The organism is Pseudomonas sp. R1-1 (genome assembly GCF_051132135.1).
Lineage (GTDB): Bacteria > Pseudomonadota > Gammaproteobacteria > Pseudomonadales > Pseudomonadaceae > Aquipseudomonas.
In genome coordinates this window covers 1,005,026-1,021,144 of the sequence record NZ_CP071663.1, presented here as the reverse complement: position 1 = coordinate 1,021,144, position 16,119 = coordinate 1,005,026, and the positions used below count along the sequence as shown (strand labels likewise).

Annotated in this window: 12 protein-coding genes; 11 read left to right on the top strand and 1 reads right to left on the bottom strand. The window is 60.0% G+C overall.

Going from position 1 to position 16,119, the window contains the following annotated elements; genetic code table 11:
• Positions 1-7: 7 nt before the first annotated feature.
• The 11 genes from J3P75_RS04780 (at position 8) to J3P75_RS04730 (ending at position 15,448) form a co-directional block, all read left to right on the top strand.
• Positions 8-1,444 carry a sigma-54-dependent transcriptional regulator gene (locus J3P75_RS04780; RefSeq protein WP_434709479.1) on the top strand — a complete coding sequence of 479 codons (1,437 nt, stop codon included), beginning with the start codon at positions 8-10 and terminating at the stop codon, positions 1,442-1,444.
• Between the two features lie 734 nt (positions 1,445-2,178).
• Positions 2,179-3,579: a polynucleotide adenylyltransferase PcnB gene (locus J3P75_RS04775; protein WP_434595488.1), complete on the top strand. Its 1,401-nt coding sequence runs from the start codon at positions 2,179-2,181 to the stop codon at positions 3,577-3,579.
• A 4-nt stretch (positions 3,580-3,583) separates the two neighbouring features.
• Positions 3,584-4,069 (top strand): 2-amino-4-hydroxy-6-hydroxymethyldihydropteridine diphosphokinase, encoded by a 486-nt coding sequence (gene folK, locus J3P75_RS04770; protein WP_434709478.1) that lies wholly within the window; start codon positions 3,584-3,586, stop codon positions 4,067-4,069.
• Positions 4,070-4,469: 400 nt separating this feature from the next.
• Complete coding sequence (gene panB, locus J3P75_RS04765; protein WP_090286350.1) at positions 4,470-5,270, top strand: 3-methyl-2-oxobutanoate hydroxymethyltransferase; 801 nt, start codon at positions 4,470-4,472, stop codon at positions 5,268-5,270.
• Positions 5,267-6,127, top strand: coding sequence for a pantoate--beta-alanine ligase (gene panC / locus J3P75_RS04760; RefSeq protein WP_434709477.1), 861 nt, complete (start codon positions 5,267-5,269; stop codon positions 6,125-6,127). The genes panB and panC overlap by 4 nt, the downstream gene beginning before the upstream one ends.
• Before the next feature lie 207 nt (positions 6,128-6,334).
• Complete coding sequence (gene panD / locus J3P75_RS04755) at positions 6,335-6,715, top strand: aspartate 1-decarboxylase (RefSeq protein WP_093098254.1); 381 nt, start codon at positions 6,335-6,337, stop codon at positions 6,713-6,715.
• Between the two features lie 231 nt (positions 6,716-6,946).
• Positions 6,947-8,611 (top strand): glucose-6-phosphate isomerase, encoded by a 1,665-nt coding sequence (gene pgi / locus J3P75_RS04750; protein WP_090286356.1) that lies wholly within the window; start codon positions 6,947-6,949, stop codon positions 8,609-8,611.
• Positions 8,612-8,878: 267 nt separating this feature from the next.
• Positions 8,879-10,816: an acetate--CoA ligase gene (gene acs / locus J3P75_RS04745; RefSeq protein ID WP_434709476.1), complete on the top strand. Its 1,938-nt coding sequence runs from the start codon at positions 8,879-8,881 to the stop codon at positions 10,814-10,816.
• Positions 10,817-10,962: 146 nt separating this feature from the next.
• Positions 10,963-11,979 carry a class I SAM-dependent rRNA methyltransferase gene (locus J3P75_RS04740; RefSeq protein ID WP_434709475.1) on the top strand — a complete coding sequence of 339 codons (1,017 nt, stop codon included), beginning with the start codon at positions 10,963-10,965 and terminating at the stop codon, positions 11,977-11,979.
• Positions 11,980-12,200: 221 nt separating this feature from the next.
• A complete protein-coding gene (locus tag J3P75_RS04735; protein ID WP_434709474.1) occupies positions 12,201-15,152 on the top strand; it encodes a DUF748 domain-containing protein in 2,952 nt (983 codons plus the stop codon).
• Positions 15,152-15,448 (top strand): DUF2845 domain-containing protein, encoded by a 297-nt coding sequence (locus J3P75_RS04730; protein ID WP_434709473.1) that lies wholly within the window; start codon positions 15,152-15,154, stop codon positions 15,446-15,448. The genes J3P75_RS04735 and J3P75_RS04730 overlap by 1 nt, the downstream gene beginning before the upstream one ends.
• Before the next feature lie 267 nt (positions 15,449-15,715).
• On the opposite strand, the gene J3P75_RS04725 is transcribed toward J3P75_RS04730, so the two are convergent.
• Positions 15,716-16,069 carry a BON domain-containing protein gene (locus tag J3P75_RS04725; protein ID WP_203419527.1) on the bottom strand — a complete coding sequence of 118 codons (354 nt, stop codon included), beginning with the start codon at positions 16,067-16,069 and terminating at the stop codon, positions 15,716-15,718.
• Positions 16,070-16,119: the final 50 nt, after the last annotated feature.

The window sequence follows — 16,119 nt, the reverse complement described above, 5'->3', positions numbered from 1 at the left end:
CGAATCAATGCCGCACATTTTGATCGTCGAAGACGAAACAATTATCCGCTCCGCCTTGCGCCGCCTGCTGGAACGCAACCAGTATCAGGTCAGCGAAGCCGGTTCAGTGCAGGAAGCACAAGAACGCTTCACCATTCCTACGTTCGATCTGATCGTCAGCGACCTGCGCCTGCCTGGCGCTCCGGGTACCGAGCTGATCAAGCTCGGCCAGGGCACGCCGGTGCTGATCATGACCAGCTACGCCAGCCTGCGCTCGGCGGTCGACTCGATGAAGATGGGCGCGGTCGATTACATCGCCAAGCCTTTCGACCACGATGAAATGCTGCAAGCCGTGGCGCGCATCCTGCGCGATCGTCAGTCGGCACCGGCTGCCGCTGAAACCGCCTCGAGCAAACCTGCCACTGGCAACGGCAAAGCCTCTGTGGATAACAGCAACGGTGAAATCGGCATCATCGGTTCGTGCCCGCCGATGCAGGATCTGTACAGCAAGATCCGCAAAGTCGCGCCGACCGATTCCAATGTGCTGATCCAGGGCGAGTCCGGCACCGGCAAGGAACTGGTGGCCCGCGCCCTGCACAACCTGTCGAAGCGCGCCAAGGCACCGATGATCTCGGTGAACTGCGCGGCCATTCCGGAAAGCCTGATCGAGTCCGAACTGTTCGGCCACGAGAAAGGCGCGTTCACCGGCGCCAGCGCCGGGCGTGCCGGCCTGGTCGAAGCGGCGGACGGCGGCACGCTGTTTCTCGACGAGATCGGCGAACTGCCACTCGAAGCCCAGGCCCGCCTGTTGCGTGTATTGCAGGAAGGCGAAATCCGCCGGGTCGGCTCGGTGCAGTCGCAGAAAGTCGACGTGCGCCTGATCGCCGCGACCCACCGCGACCTCAAGAGCCTGGCGAAAATCGGTCAGTTCCGTGAAGACCTTTATTACCGTCTGCACGTGATCGCCCTGAAGTTACCGGCCCTGCGTGAGCGTGGCGCCGACGTCAACGAAATCGCCAACGCCTTCCTCGCCCGCCAGAGCGCGCGCATCAACCGTACCGACCTGAAGTTTGCCGCCGATGCCGAACAGGCCATCCGGCATTATTCCTGGCCGGGTAACGTGCGCGAGCTGGAGAACGCTGTCGAGCGCGCGGTGATTCTCAGTGAAAGTCCGGAGATTTCGGCCGACCTGCTGGGCATCGACATCGAGCTGAGCGATCTGGATGACGACGAGTTCATCGGCCTGCCGCCGCAAACCGGCGGTAGCGCCAGCAACAGCAGCCATGAGCCGACCGAGGATCTGTCACTGGAAGACTACTTCCAGCACTTCGTTCTCGAGCATCAGGACCACATGACCGAGACCGAACTGGCGCGCAAACTGGGCGTGAGTCGCAAGTGCCTGTGGGAACGCCGTCAGCGTCTGGGCATTCCACGGCGCAAGACCGGGGTAGCGAGCGAAAGCTGAACGTTACCTGTCGCCTGCGCGGGTAACGCATGAGATTGTGAAAAAACTGTTACCGCAGTCGATTCACGTAACAGAAGCCGGGGTTATCGGTAACGAATCCCCGGCTTTTTTTCGCCCCTGCAAAACGGTTATAACGACCTAACCCCTTGTTTTGCTGGGGTTCGCAAAAGTTGGCACGCACCCTGCTATATGTTTGGTACAAGAACAATAACAAGCAATGCACAAGACAATAAAAATAAGACGAATCGACTCACGCACAATAAAAACAAGACGGCGAGAGGCGCAGCTAACTGATTCTTTTGGAGAGGCGTTGTATTTGGGGCTTGCCCCACGACCAGGCCGAGAACAACAAAAACTGTCCTAAGACAGAGCCTGTACTGGTTGGATCGACAGATCACTGCAATTCAGCGACCAAAGCAATCCGTTTGCTCTTGGCTCCCGATTGGGAGGGTCACGAAGGAAACACTTCGTGGCGAGGGCACTCAACAAAAACAAGAAGCCCGAATCAATAATAAAAAGAGCACGCAACTACTTCTTGGGGAGCTTCGGCTCCCCTTGTAGTTTCTCCCTTCGGTAAAAAATCTCCCGAACACCCCCGCTCGACCCTTGCAGCTTGCGGCTTACAGCTCATATCTGCGGTGTCCTACACCATCCCTCGACTAAATGCTAGAATCTGCGCCCATCATGCGGTCATTCTTTGGTATGGCCGAACATTCCTTCAAACAGTGCATCCCATGCTGAAGAAGCTGTTCCAGTCATTCCGAACTCCCGTGCGTCGTACGCAACACATCCGCAGCACCCCTGAAGTGCTCAACAGCGGCCAACATTCGCTGCAGAAAACGCAATTCAGCCGCTATGCGGTGAATATCGTCGAACGCCTGCAAGGTGCCGGTTACCAGGCCTATCTGGTCGGCGGTTGCGTGCGCGACATGCTGCTGGGCATCACGCCCAAGGATTTCGACGTCGCCACCAGCGCTACGCCCGAGCAAGTGCGTGCCGAATTCCGCAATGCGCGGATCATCGGCCGGCGTTTCAAGCTGGTGCACATCCATTTCGGTCGCGAAATCATTGAAGTCGCGACCTTCCGCGCCAACCACCCGGTCAACGAAGACGACGAAGACAGCAACCAGTCTTCGCGCAACGAGAGCGGGCGGATTCTGCGTGACAACGTTTACGGCACCCTGGAAGAAGACGCGCAACGCCGCGACTTCACCATCAACGCCCTGTATTACGATCCGGTCAGCGAGCGCATCCTCGACTACGCCAACGGCGTACACGACATCCGCAATCACCTGATCCGGCTGATCGGCGACCCGAAGCAGCGTTACCAGGAAGACCCAGTGCGCATGCTGCGGGCCGTGCGTTTCGCCGCCAAGCTCAACTTCGGTATCGAAAAGCACACGGTGCAGCCGATCCGCGAACTGGCGCCGATGCTGCGCGAGATTCCTTCGGCGCGGCTGTTCGAAGAAGTGCTCAAGCTGTTCCTCTCGGGCCACGGCGCGATCACCTTTGAAATGCTGGTTGATCTGCAACTGTTCGCCCCGCTGTTCCCGGCCAGTGCCGAGGCGCTGGAATACAACCCGGAATACACCCACACGCTGATCAGCGAAGCCCTGACCAACACCGACCTGCGCATCAAGCAGAACAAACCGGTGACCCCGGCGTTCCTGTTTGCCGCCCTGCTCTGGCCGGCCCTGCCGGCGCGCGTGTTGCGCTTGCAGGAACGTGGCATGCCGCCGATCCCGGCAATGCAGGAAGCCGCCCATGAGCTGATCGCCGAGCAGTGCCAGCGCATCGCGATTCCGAAACGCTTCACCATGCCGATCCGTGAGATCTGGGACATGCAGGAGCGCCTGCCACGGCGCAGCGGCAAGCGTGCCGACCTGCTACTGGACAACCCGCGTTTCCGTGCCGGTTACGATTTCCTGCTGCTGCGTGAAAGCGCTGGTGAGGAAACCGACGGTCTTGGCGAATGGTGGACCGACTATCAGGACGCCAACGACAGCGAACGTCGCGACATGATCCGCGACCTCGGCGGCAAGGGTGACGACGCCAGCGGCGCACCACGCAAGCGTCGTCGCAGCAGCGGCGCCAAGCGCAAACGCGCCGGCGCACCGAGCGCTACAGGCGAGTAAGGCAATGGAACGCATCTACATCGGCATGGGCAGCAATCTGGCTGACCCGGCCGAACAGTTGCGCAGCGCCATCGCCGCGCTGGGGCGATTGCCGCGAACCCGTTTTATCGGCGTTTCTGCCTTCTATCAAAGCGACTCGCTGCTGCCGGGCCAACCGCGTTACACCAACGCGGTTGCCGCGCTCGACAGCTCGCTCGCACCGATTGAATTGCTGGATGCCTTGCAAGCCATCGAGAACGATCAAGGTCGCGAACGCCTTGAGCGCTGGGGCCCGCGCACGCTGGATCTGGATATCCTTTTGTTTGGTGATCGTCTGATCGACGAGCCACGATTGAAGGTTCCGCATTATCAAATGCAGGAACGTGCCTTCGTGCTGTATCCACTGGCTGAACTGGCGCCACAGGATCTGCGCCTCGCCGATGGCCGCACGCTGACAGACCTGCTGGCCGCCTGCCCGTTCGTCGGTCTGGAACGCATCTCCCAAGGCTGATAAAAATCCAGATTGTAGGAGTGAGCCTGCTCGCGATAGCGGTGGGTCAGTCACAGAAATGTTGATTGATCCACCGCTATCGCGAGCAGGCTCACTCCTACAGCTGATCGCATCATATTCACGATTCTTGTCCGACAAAAAATCCTCGAATCAGCCCCGCCGCGCCGCTGAATCGCATCAGTAACGCCGGTAACACCGCGCGCGTAACAATGCGGTAACACACGCAATTGACTTCCGCTTGGCTCCTCACGACTATAGGCGTCCCGCTGCCGCCAACCCGGCACATACGGGCGCAATCCAGGCCTTATAAGCACGACAAAAGAGCGTGCGCCTGAGTAGATGACGAATCACGCGCGTTACTCGCTGTAGTTTCCAGAGCGCCTGAACGAGGATTTTTTACATGCCAGCCATTACCCTGACCACGCTCCAGAGCCTCAAGCAGAAAGGTGAAAAGATCACCATGCTGACCTGCTATGACGCGACCTTCGCCCACGCCTGCAACCAGGCCGGTGTCGAAGTGCTGCTGGTGGGCGACTCCCTCGGCATGGTCCTGCAAGGTCACGACAGTACTTTGCCGGTGACCACCGCAGAAATGGCCTATCACACCGCCTGCGTCAAACGCGGCAACAGCGACGCGCTGATCCTGGCCGACCTGCCTTTCATGGCCAACGCCACCCTCGAACAGACCCTGAGCAACAGCGCCACGCTGATGCAGGCCGGTGCGCACATGGTCAAGGTCGAAGGCGCGTTGTGGCTGGCCGAGTCGATCCGCCTGCTCGCCGAGCGCGGTGTGCCGGTCTGCGCGCACATGGGCCTGACCCCGCAAGCGGTGAACATTCTCGGTGGCTATAAAGTGCAGGGTCGCAACGAGAACCAGGCGCGGCAGATGCGCGCCGATGCGATCTCCCTGGAACAGGCCGGTGCGGCAATGTTGCTGCTTGAATGCGTGCCCAGCGAACTGGCCGCGGAGATCAGCCAGGCGGTGAAGATTCCGGTGATTGGAATCGGTGCCGGTAACGCCACGGATGGCCAAGTTCTGGTACTGCACGACATGCTCGGCCTGTCGATCACCGGGCGCGTGCCGAAATTCGTCAAGAACTTCATGCACGGCCAGGACAGCATTCAGTCGGCGCTGAAGGCTTACGTCAGCGAAGTCAAAGCCACTACGTTCCCCGGCATCGAACACGGATTCTCCGCATGAACACCGTCAAAACCGTACGCGAACTGCGCGCCGCCGTCGCCCGCGCGCGCAGCGAAGGCAAGCGCATCGGCTTCGTGCCGACCATGGGCAACCTGCACAGCGGTCACGTCGCGCTGGTGACCAAAGCCACGCAACGAGTGGATTTCGTCGTCGCGAGCATTTTCGTCAACCCGCTGCAATTCGGCGCCGGCGAAGACCTTGACAAATACCCGCGTACGCTGGCAGCCGATCAGGAAAAACTGCTCGAGGCTGGCTGCTCGCTGCTGTTCGCCCCAACCGTTGAAGAGATGTACCCCGACGGCATGGCCGGGCAGACCCGCGTCAGCGTCCCGCAATTGTCCGAAGGCCTGTGTGGCGCCAGCCGTCCCGGGCACTTCGAAGGCGTGGCGACCGTTGTCAGCAAACTGTTCAACATGGTCCAGCCGGACCTGGCGATTTTCGGCCAGAAGGATTATCAGCAACTGGCGGTGATCCGCGCGCTGGTGCACGACCTGAACATGCCGATCCAGATCATCGGCGAGCCGACCGTACGCGCCGCCGATGGCCTGGCGCTGTCCTCGCGCAACGGCTTCCTCAGCGAGGAACAACGTGCGGTGGCACCGGCGGTGTATCGCTCGCTGAGCAACATTGCCGAATCGATCAAGCAAGGTGAACGGGATTTCCCGGCGCTGATCAGCGCGCAGTTGCACGCGCTGGAAGCGGCCGGCCTGCGTCCGGATTATCTGGAGATCCGCCACGGTTTGACCCTGCGTCCGGCAACGGCTGAGGATCGCGATCTGGTGATTCTGGTGGCGGCGTTTCTCGGTACCACGCGGTTGATCGATAACCTGCACTTGAATCTCGATACCCCCGTTTAAGCATCACCGTAATCCCTCTGTGGGAGCGAGCCTGCTCGCGAATGGGGTGTGTCATTCAGCATATTGGTTGCTGACACACCGCCTTCGCGAGCAGGCTCGCTCCCACAGTGGTTTTCAGTGTAATGAAGATCTCATTCCAGCTGGATTGCCGCTCTCATAGCCTTCGGGCACACTGCCCGCCGTTCGATTCCAACCCGGGAAACCCCAATGCACGCGATCATGCTCAAGGCCAAACTGCACCGCGCCGAAGTCACCCATGCGGTGCTCGATTACGAAGGTTCGTGCGCCATCGATGGCGAATGGCTGGACCTGTCCGGCATTCGTGAATACGAGCAGATCCAGATTTACAACGTCGACAACGGCGAGCGTTTCACCACCTACGCGATTCGTGGCGAAGAAGGTTCGCGGATGATCTCGGTCAACGGTGCTGCGGCGCACAAGGCCAGCGTCGGTCATCGTGTGATCATTTGCGCTTACGCCCATTACAGCGAAGCCGAGCTGGTCAACTTCAAACCGCGCATGCTCTACATGGCGCCCGGCAACGAGCTGAGCCACACCAGCAATGCCATCCCCGTTCAGCTCGCCTGAACCGCCGCAGCTCCCGCTCCCCCTCCGTTTGTCGGCCAAATCCCTGTTCGGATGTTAAAAAAGTACAGGGATCTGGTCAGACAAAGTCAAGACAGATCGCAGCGCGAGGTTTACTGTATTCGCCCTGCGTCCGCAAATCGTGTCGATGCAGTCGATCCCGCGCCATAACAGGGCGTGCCGGGTCAGTTCAGTGTTCAAAAGGCCGTTCAAGTAAAAAGGAAAACCGCAGCGATGGCGTACTACCGCACTCCTCATGACGTTACCGCTCTGCCTGCCTGGCAAGCGTTGAAAGATCACCGCCAAGCCATGCAGGATTTCAGCATGCGCGAAGCCTTCAACGCCGATCCGCAGCGCTTCAATCAGTTCACTCTCAGCAGCTGCGGACTGTTTCTCGATTATTCGAAGAATTTGATCAACGCCGAGACCCGCAATTTGCTGGTGGGTCTGGCCAATGAAGTCGACCTCAAGGGCGCGATCAAAGCGCTGTTCGACGGCGAGATCGTCAACGCCTCCGAAGGCCGCCCGGCGCTGCACACCGCGCTGCGCCGTCCGGTCGGCGACAAGCTGTCGGTCAATGGCGTCAACGTGATGCCGGACGTCCACAAGGTGCTCAACCAGATCACCGATCTGGTCGGCCGCATCCACGACGGTCTGTGGCGCGGTTACACCGAAAAGCCGATCACCGACGTGGTCAACATCGGCATCGGTGGCTCGTTCCTCGGTCCGGAGCTGGTCTCCGAAGCGCTGTTGTCGTACGCGCAGAAAGGCGTGCGCTGCCACTATCTGGCGAACATCGACGGCAGTGAGTTCCACGAGCTGACGCAAAAGCTGCGCGCCGAAACCACACTGTTCATTGTTTCGTCGAAATCTTTCAACACCCTCGAAACCCTGAAGAACGCCCAGGCCGCACGTGCCTGGTACCTGGCGCAGGGCGGTTCGGAAGCCGAGCTGTATCGTCACTTCATTGCCGTTTCGAGCAACAACGCTGCTGCCGTTGCGTTCGGTATCCGCGAAGAAAACATCTTCCCGATGTGGGACTGGGTCGGCGGCCGTTACTCGCTGTGGTCGGCGATCGGTCTGCCAATCGCCCTGGCCATCGGCATGTCCAACTTCAAGGAACTGCTGTCCGGTGCCTACACCATGGACCAGCATTTCCAGACCGCGCCGTTCGAACAGAACATGCCGGTGCTGCTGGCCCTGCTCGGCGTGTGGTACGGCAACTTCTGGGGCGCGCAAAGCCACGCGATCCTGCCGTACGACCATTACCTGCGCAACATCACCAAGCACTTGCAACAGCTGGACATGGAATCCAACGGCAAGAGCGTGCGCCAGGACGGCACCTCGGTATCGACCGATACCGGCCCGGTGATCTGGGGCGGCGTCGGCTGCAACGGTCAGCACGCCTACCATCAGTTGCTGCACCAGGGCACCCAATTGATTCCGGCCGACTTCATCGTGCCGATCGTCAGCTTCAACCCGGTTGCTGATCACCACCAGTGGCTGTACGCCAACTGCCTGTCGCAGAGCCAGGCGCTGATGCTCGGCAAGACCCAGCCGGAAGCCGAAGCCGAGCTGCGCGACAAAGGCATGAGCGAAGAAGACGTGCGCAAACTCGCGCCGCACAAGGTGATTCCGGGCAACCGTCCTAGCAACACCCTGGTGGTTGAGCGCATCAGCCCGCGTCGTCTCGGCGCGCTGGTGGCGATGTACGAACACAAGGTGTTCGTGCAAAGCGTGGTCTGGGGCATCAACGCCTTCGACCAGTGGGGCGTGGAGCTGGGCAAGGAACTGGGCAAAGGCGTCTACAACCGCCTGGTCGGCAGCGACGAAAGCGTTGCTGACGATGCCTCGACTCAAGGCCTGATCAACTACTTCCGCGGACGTCACCGCGGTTGATTTGATGGCCTGGCCCACAAGGTTTGGCTCAACCCAAATCCTGTGGGCACAGAGATCCCTTGTAGGAGTGAGCCTGCTCGCGATAGCGGTGTATCCGTCAGCATTGATGTTGAATGACACACCGCTATCGCGAGCAGGCTCACTCCTACAGTTGTTTTGGGGCGCCTTCAAAGTCAGGTCCAGCCATCAGTTTCCTGATCCGGCTTGAACCCTTGCGTCTCTCGGCGCATCTTTATTCTTGTCGCACCACAAGAATAAGGAACCGTCATGTTCGATATCAGTACGTTCCCCAAAGCCGATGCCGTGCGCCGGGCTGCTCAGTTGAGTCAGGACGATTATCGGCGTCTGTACCGCGAATCCATTGAACACCCCGACACCTTCTGGGCCGAACAGGCCACACGCTTCCTCGACTGGAGCACGCCGTGGCAGACCGTGCAGCGCTGCGATCTGCAAACCGGTGAAGCCGCCTGGTTTGCCGGTGGCAAACTCAACGTCAGCTACAACTGCATCGACCGCCACCTCGCAAAACGCGGTGAACAGACCGCGCTGCTCTGGGAAGGCGACGACCCTGCCGAATCAGCGCAGATCACCTACAAAAAACTTCACCATCACGTTTGCCGACTGGCCAATGTGCTGAAAAGCCGTGGGGTGAAAAAAGGCGACCGGGTGTGCATCTACATGCCAATGATCCCGGAAGCGGCTTACGCCATGCTCGCTTGCGCACGGATCGGTGCCATCCATTCGGTGGTGTTTGGCGGTTTCTCCCCCGACTCATTGCGTGACCGTATTCTCGATGCTGATTGCCGCACGATGATCACCGCCGATGAAGGCGTACGCGGCGGCAAGTTCGTGCCGTTGAAACAGAATGTCGACAAAGCCCTGCAGAGTTGCCCTGACGTCAGCACCGTGGTGGTGGTCGAGCGCACCCAGGGTGGGGTCGAGTGGACCGAAGGCCGCGACGTCTGGTATCACCGGGCCGTGCGCGAGGTCAGCGACGATTGCCCTCCAGAACCGATGGACGCCGAAGACCCGCTGTTCATCCTCTACACCTCCGGCAGCACCGGCAAACCCAAGGGCGTGCTGCACACCACCGGCGGCTACCTGCTGCAAGCGGCGATGACCTTCAAATACGTGCTCGACTACCGTGACGGCGAAGTGTTCTGGTGTACCGCCGACGTCGGCTGGGTCACCGGCCACAGTTACATTGTCTACGGCCCGCTGGCCAACGGCGCAACCACGCTGATGTTCGAAGGAGTGCCAAGTTACCCGAGCAGTTCGCGATTCTGGCAGGTCATCGATAAACACAACGTCAACATTTTCTACACCGCGCCGACCGCACTGCGCGCGTTGATGCGCGAAGGTGCCGGGCCGCTGAAGGAAACTTCGCGGCAGAGCCTCCGATTACTCGGCAGCGTCGGTGAGCCAATCAACCCGGAAGCGTGGGAATGGTATTTCAACGTGGTTGGCGAACAGCGTTGCCCGATCGTCGACACTTGGTGGCAGACCGAAACCGGCGGCATCATGCTCAGCCCACTGGTCAGCACCCAGCGGATCAAACCCGGTTGCGCCACACAGCCGATGTTCGGTGTGCAGCCAGTGTTGCTCGATGAACAGGGTAAGGAAATCCAAGGCGCCGGCAGCGGCGTGCTGGCGATCAAGTCCAGTTGGCCGGCGCAGATCCGCAGCGTTTATGGCGACCCGCAACGCATGGTCGACACCTATTTCAAGCCCTACCCCGGCTATTACTTCAGCGGCGACGGCGCGCGCCGCGATGAAGATGGCGACTACTGGATCACCGGGCGCATTGACGATGTGATCAACGTTTCCGGGCATCGCATCGGCACCGCTGAAATCGAAAGCGCACTGGTGCTGCACGACAGCATCGCCGAAGCAGCCGTGGTCGGTTACCCGCACGACGTCAAAGGCCAGGGCATCTACGCCTTCGTCACGCCCATGGACAGCACCGAAGCGAACGACGAGCTGAAAAAGGACCTGCTGGCGCACGTCAGCAAGGAAATCGGCAGCTTCGCCAAACCGGACCTGATCCAGTGGGCGCCAGCCCTGCCGAAAACCCGGTCGGGCAAGATCATGCGGCGGATCCTGCGCAAGATCGCCTGTAACGAACTCGACAGCCTGGGTGACACCTCGACATTGGCTGATCCGGGTGTGGTGCAGACATTGGTCGATAAGCGTTTAAATCAATAGGCTTCAGAAAAGCTTCGCGAGCAGGCTCGCTCCCACATTTGGTTGCGGTCACCTGTGGGAGCGAGCCTGCTCGCGAAGGCCATCACGCGATCTCACGTCAAACTGTTAAACTCCCGCGCCCTATTCCCCCTCAGCAAGGCGCCCGCATGTCTTCCTTGAATCAGGCGCTGCGCGCCGCCCTCGATCAACGTCAGGACCTGCTTGCTGAGCTGCACAGCCAGGGCACCGATTGCTATCGCTTGTTCCACGGCAGCCAGGAAGGCGCCGGCGGCCTGACCATCGACCGCTACGGCCCGCAACTGCTGGTGCAGAGTTTCCACCAGACGATGGAGCGCGATGACCTGCTGCAACTGCATGCCATGGTCAACCAGACGCTGGGCTTTGAATCCCTGCTGGTCTACAACGACCGTTCCCGAGGCAATTCGCGCATTGATCGCGAAGACCACGTCTATAAAGCCGACGAAGCCGCGCTGGCGGATCTGGTCGGTCACGAATGGGGCCTAAACTATCGCGTGCGCGGGCGCCATGCCGGGCAGGATCCGCTGTTGTTTCTCGATTTGCGCAACACCCGCGGCTGGGTCAAGGATCACGCCAAAGGCAAATCGGTGCTCAACCTGTTCGCCTACACCTGCGGCGTGGGGCTGAGCGCTGCGGCCGGTGGTGCGCGCGAGGTGTGCAACCTGGATTTCGCCGAAGGCAATCTGGCGGTCGGTCGCGAAAACGGTCTGCTCAACCCGCAGTTGCCGGAAATGCAGTTCATCCAGTCCGATTATTTCCCGGCCATCCGCCAGCTCGCCGGTCTGCCGATCAGCCAGCGGCGCGGGCAAAAACTGCCGAGCTACCAACGCCTCGAACAGCGTCAATATGATCTGGTGCTGCTCGACCCACCGGCTTGGGCGAAAAGCGCGTTCGGCACCGTCGACCTGCTGCGCGACTATCAAAGCCTGCTCAAACCTGCCCTGCTGACCACCGCCGAGAACGGCGTGCTGATCTGCTGCAACAATCTGGCGAAGGTCAGCATGGACGACTGGCGTGAACAGGTTTTGCGCTGTGCGGAAAAGGCCGGGCGGCCAGTGCGCGAGTGGAGCGTGATGACCCCGGGCGCCGATTTCCCTTCGATGGATCAGCAACCGCCGTTGAAGACGCTGATTCTGCAGCTCTGACGCCTTCTTCTAGACACGCCCCTTTCCCTGTAGGAGTGAGCCTGCTCGCGATAGCGGTCTGTCAGTACCAGTATTGCTGACTGACACACCGCTATCGCGAGCAGGCTCACTCCTACAATAGAGATTTTCTCCTACAAAAATTTCTGAACAATCCTGCCCCACATCAAGCACTTCGGAACCAGAATCGCGTGCCATACTCCAAGGCACTCCGATTCAGACAGATGAAGCCGCACATGCCCAAAGGATTGATTCGCGCGATTGGCGCCTTGCTAACCGCTCTGGCGCTCTACAGCTTGCTGGGGTTTTTGATTTTGCCGGGCATTGCGCTGCGGGTAGCCAATCAGCAACTCGCCAATTACGCGACCGTACCTGCGCATATCCAGCGTATCGAGCTCAACCCGTTCAGCCTTGAAGTCACACTGTGGGGGCTGGTCATCGGCGAGCCGGGCAAGGAGCAGGTCGGCTTCGAACGTCTGTACGCCGACTTGCAGATCGACAGCCTGTGGAGCAAGGCCCTGCATCTGGCGAGCATCGAAATGGACAAGCCAAAGACCGAGATCCTCTTCGCCAAGGACGGCAAGCTCAATCTGCTCGGCCTGTTCAATGTGCCGGCCAGCGAACCGAAGCCCGCCGACCCCGACGCCAAGCCGTTCCCGCTGCGTATCGACAACATCAAACTGGCCAGCGGCGTGGTGCACTTTCAGGACGTGCGCCCGAGCGAGCCGATCGAATTTCTCTACGACGACCTCAGTTTCGAGCTGAAAAACCTCAGTACCCTGCCCGAAGACAGTGCCGACATGACTCTGGTCGCCATCGGCCCGGCTGGCGGGCGGATCGACTGGAGCGGTAATTTCAGCCTGATTCCGTTTACCTCCGAAGGCACCTTGAAAGTCACCGACGGCCAGATGAAAGCTTTCTGGCCCTATGTGCGCGACGCGGTGCCGCTGGTTCTCGAAAACGGCGTCGTCAGCCTAAGCACCGACTACAAACTCAACCTGTCGAAACAAACCGAACTGCTGCTCAACAACGTCGCGGTGAGCATCGCGCCATTCGCCATCAAGGCCCCGGACGGCCGCCCACTGGCCAGGCTTGAACGCCTCGATGTCAGCGAAACCAGCGTCGACCTCGCCAAACAGCAAGTCGTGGTCGGCAAGATCCGCAGCCAGAAGCTGGAAACCTGGGCCGCCCTCGAAGCCGACAAGCAACTGGACTGGCAGAAACTGTTTGCCAGCCAACCGTCGAAACCGGCGGCGAAAGCCGCTGCAGAGCCGGCCAGCACGCCGGCCGCGGCCGATTCACCGAAGCCTGAACCAGCCGCGCCAAGCAAGCCATGGCAAGTGCTGCTCAAGGATGTGCAATTGCGCAACTACACCGTGCACCTTGCCGATCGCTCGGCACAGCCGCCGGTGGCGCTGGACCTGACACCGCTGAACGTCGATCTGCAAGATTTCGACAGCCTCAATGGTTCGCCCTTCAAGCTCAAGCTCGACAGCGGCGTCGGCAAGCAAGGCAGGATTTTCGCCGACGGCACGCTCAACCTCGCCCCGGTCAACGCGCAACTCAACGTCAAGACCCAGGACATCGACCTGCGCGTCGCCCAGTCGTACATCAATCCGTTCATTCGCCTGGAACTGCGCAGCGGCATGCTCGGCAGCGATCTGAAGGTCAATCTCAAGAGTACCGAACCGCTGGCTCTCAACGTGACCGGGCGCGCGCAGATCGATCAGCTGCACACCCTCGACACCCTGAAAACCCGCGACTTTCTCAAGTGGCAGCAAGTGGTGGTCGAAGGCCTGAATTACCAGCACGGTGACAGCCTGTCGATCGACAAGGTCAACCTGTTTCAGCCCTATGCGCGGTTCATGATCAACGATGACCGCAGCACCAACATTGATGACCTGCTGATCCCGCAACCGGCCGATAGCGGCGCAAAAAGCGCAGGCGCGAAACCGGCGAGCAATGAAAAGCCGCTGGGCATTCACATCGGCGGCATCGCGATCAACGATGGCTCGGCCAACTTCGCCGACTTCAGCCTGACGCCGAACTTCGCCACCGCCGTGCAGCAACTCAACGGGCAGATCGGCACCATCGACAGCCGGCAGGCGAAACCGGCCAGCGTCGATATCAAAGGCAAGGTCGACCGTTACGCGCCGGTCACCATCAAAGGCGCGGTCAATCCGTTTGACCCGATGGCCAGCCTCGACATCGCCACCAGTTTCAAGCGCGTCGAGCTGACCACACTGACACCCTACTCCGGTAAGTTCGCCGGTTATCGAATTCGCAAGGGCCGGCTCAATCTCGATCTGCATTACCTGATCACCAAGGGCCAGCTCAAAGCCGAGAACAAAGTGGTGGTCGAGCAATTGCAGCTCGGTGAAAAGGTCGACAGCCCGGATGCCGTGAGCTTGCCGTTGAAACTGGCAATTGCCCTGCTCAAGGACGTCGACGGCAAGATCTCCATCGAACTGCCGGTGACCGGTGACTTGAACAACCCGCAGTTCAGCGTCATGCCGATTGTCTGGCAGACCCTGCGCAACCTGATCGTCAAAGCCGCCGCGGCGCCGTTCAAGATGATTGGCGGGCTGGTCAGTGGTGGTGGCTCCGAGGACCTGGGCACCGTGTCCTTCGCACCGGGCTCCAGCGATCTGAGCAAGGACGCTGAAGCCGCGCTGGTGAAACTGTCTCAGGCGCTCAAGGAACGTCCGGCGTTGCGTCTGGAAATCGAAGGCACCGCCGCAAAAAGCAGCGATGGCCCGCTGCTCGCCGAGCAGCGACTGGAACGTGAATATCAGTACAACTACTACAAGATGCTCCAGCGCCGTGGCGATAAAGTCCCGGCGCAGGCCTCGCTCCTGCAAGTACCCGACGGCGAAAAAGCCCCGTTGCTCGAGGGCATCTACCGCACCCGTCTGAAAACCCAGCCACCGGCCGAATGGAAGGATCTGGGCAAGGAAGAACGCACCGCGAAGCTGCGCGAAGGGGTGATCAAGTTCTGGAGCGGCAGCGATGTGTTGCTGCGCCAGTTGGGCCAGGACCGCGCCAGCACCATCAAGGATTACCTGGTCGACAAGGGCAAGCTTGAGGATGACCGCGTGTATTTCATCGACGCCAACCTCGGTGAAGCTGAAAGCGACGGTCGTGTGGTGACGCAAATGCACCTGGATGCAGAGTGATGAGTTGCAAATGGCTGGTCGCAGGGGTGCTGGCGTTTGCCGCCAGCCATGCCGCAGCGTCCGATACGCTGCGCTGCGGCAGCCAATTGATCAGCCTTGGCGATCGCACCAGCGAAGTCCTGGAGAAATGCGGCGAGCCGGTCAGCCGTGACGTGCTCGGCTACAAGCGCAGCGCCAACCGCCGCGAGGAGTTTCAGGTCGAGGAATGGACCTACGGCCCGAGCAACGGCATGTATCAATACCTGCGCTTCGAAGGTAACCGCTTGCGGCAGATCAACAGCAAACGCGGCCCCTGATCCAACCCCATCCCCTGTAGGAGTGAGCCTGCTCGCGATTGCGGCTTGTCAGTCAACGCTTGATCAACTGACAGAACGCTATCGCGAGCAGGCTCACTCCTACATTCGTTTTGTGTTGCCCCTGAAATAGAACAGGCCCCGACACAAGTGCCGGGGCCTGTAATGGTCACCTCCGTGTGACCGTTCGCATGAACTCTAAAGGTGCGGCAGACGTATGGCTCGGCCCGTCTGTCGCGTCTTCTCCCGGTCCAGGCGAGAAGCCTTGCCTTATTCGGCTTTCAGGCCGTCAGCGGAGACCGCTTTAACGCCTTTGATTTTTTTGGCGATCGATACGGCTACGTCTTTTTGCGATTCAGTCACTGGGGTGGTCGACGACAGGGATACCACACCTTTGTTGGTTTCTACTTTGATATCGGTGCCTGGAATGCCTTTTTCGGTGACCAGATCAGCTTTGACCTTGGTGGTGATCCAGGTATCGGAAGTGTCCTGCTTCATCTCGGTAACTTCACCGGCAGCCAGAACCATTGGCGACTGGGTAGCCTGAGTGGTCTGGGCGAAAGCGCCGCCAGCCATGGTCAGGGTCAGAGCGGTAGCAGCGGCAGTGATAGCGAACTTCTTCATACGAGTAACTCCTGTTTTTCTGGAAAGTCTGCTGGGAGATGTCTTCAGCA

What these genes read in the sequence shown, in the direction of transcription:
- folK (WP_434709478.1), top strand. Translation starts at nt 3,584, where the DNA reads ATGGAACGCATCTACATCGGCATGGGCAGCAATCTGGCTGACCCGGCC.
- J3P75_RS04725 (WP_203419527.1), bottom strand. Translation starts at nt 16,069, where the DNA reads ATGAAGAAGTTCGCTATCACTGCCGCTGCTACCGCTCTGACCCTGACC.
- J3P75_RS04775 (WP_434595488.1), top strand. Translation starts at nt 2,179, where the DNA reads ATGCTGAAGAAGCTGTTCCAGTCATTCCGAACTCCCGTGCGTCGTACG.
- panD (WP_093098254.1), top strand. Translation starts at nt 6,335, where the DNA reads ATGCACGCGATCATGCTCAAGGCCAAACTGCACCGCGCCGAAGTCACC.
- J3P75_RS04735 (WP_434709474.1), top strand. Translation starts at nt 12,201, where the DNA reads ATGAAGCCGCACATGCCCAAAGGATTGATTCGCGCGATTGGCGCCTTG.
- panB (WP_090286350.1), top strand. Translation starts at nt 4,470, where the DNA reads ATGCCAGCCATTACCCTGACCACGCTCCAGAGCCTCAAGCAGAAAGGT.
- J3P75_RS04780 (WP_434709479.1), top strand. Translation starts at nt 8, where the DNA reads ATGCCGCACATTTTGATCGTCGAAGACGAAACAATTATCCGCTCCGCC.
- J3P75_RS04740 (WP_434709475.1), top strand. Translation starts at nt 10,963, where the DNA reads ATGTCTTCCTTGAATCAGGCGCTGCGCGCCGCCCTCGATCAACGTCAG.
- J3P75_RS04730 (WP_434709473.1), top strand. Translation starts at nt 15,152, where the DNA reads ATGAGTTGCAAATGGCTGGTCGCAGGGGTGCTGGCGTTTGCCGCCAGC.
- acs (WP_434709476.1), top strand. Translation starts at nt 8,879, where the DNA reads ATGTTCGATATCAGTACGTTCCCCAAAGCCGATGCCGTGCGCCGGGCT.
- pgi (WP_090286356.1), top strand. Translation starts at nt 6,947, where the DNA reads ATGGCGTACTACCGCACTCCTCATGACGTTACCGCTCTGCCTGCCTGG.
- panC (WP_434709477.1), top strand. Translation starts at nt 5,267, where the DNA reads ATGAACACCGTCAAAACCGTACGCGAACTGCGCGCCGCCGTCGCCCGC.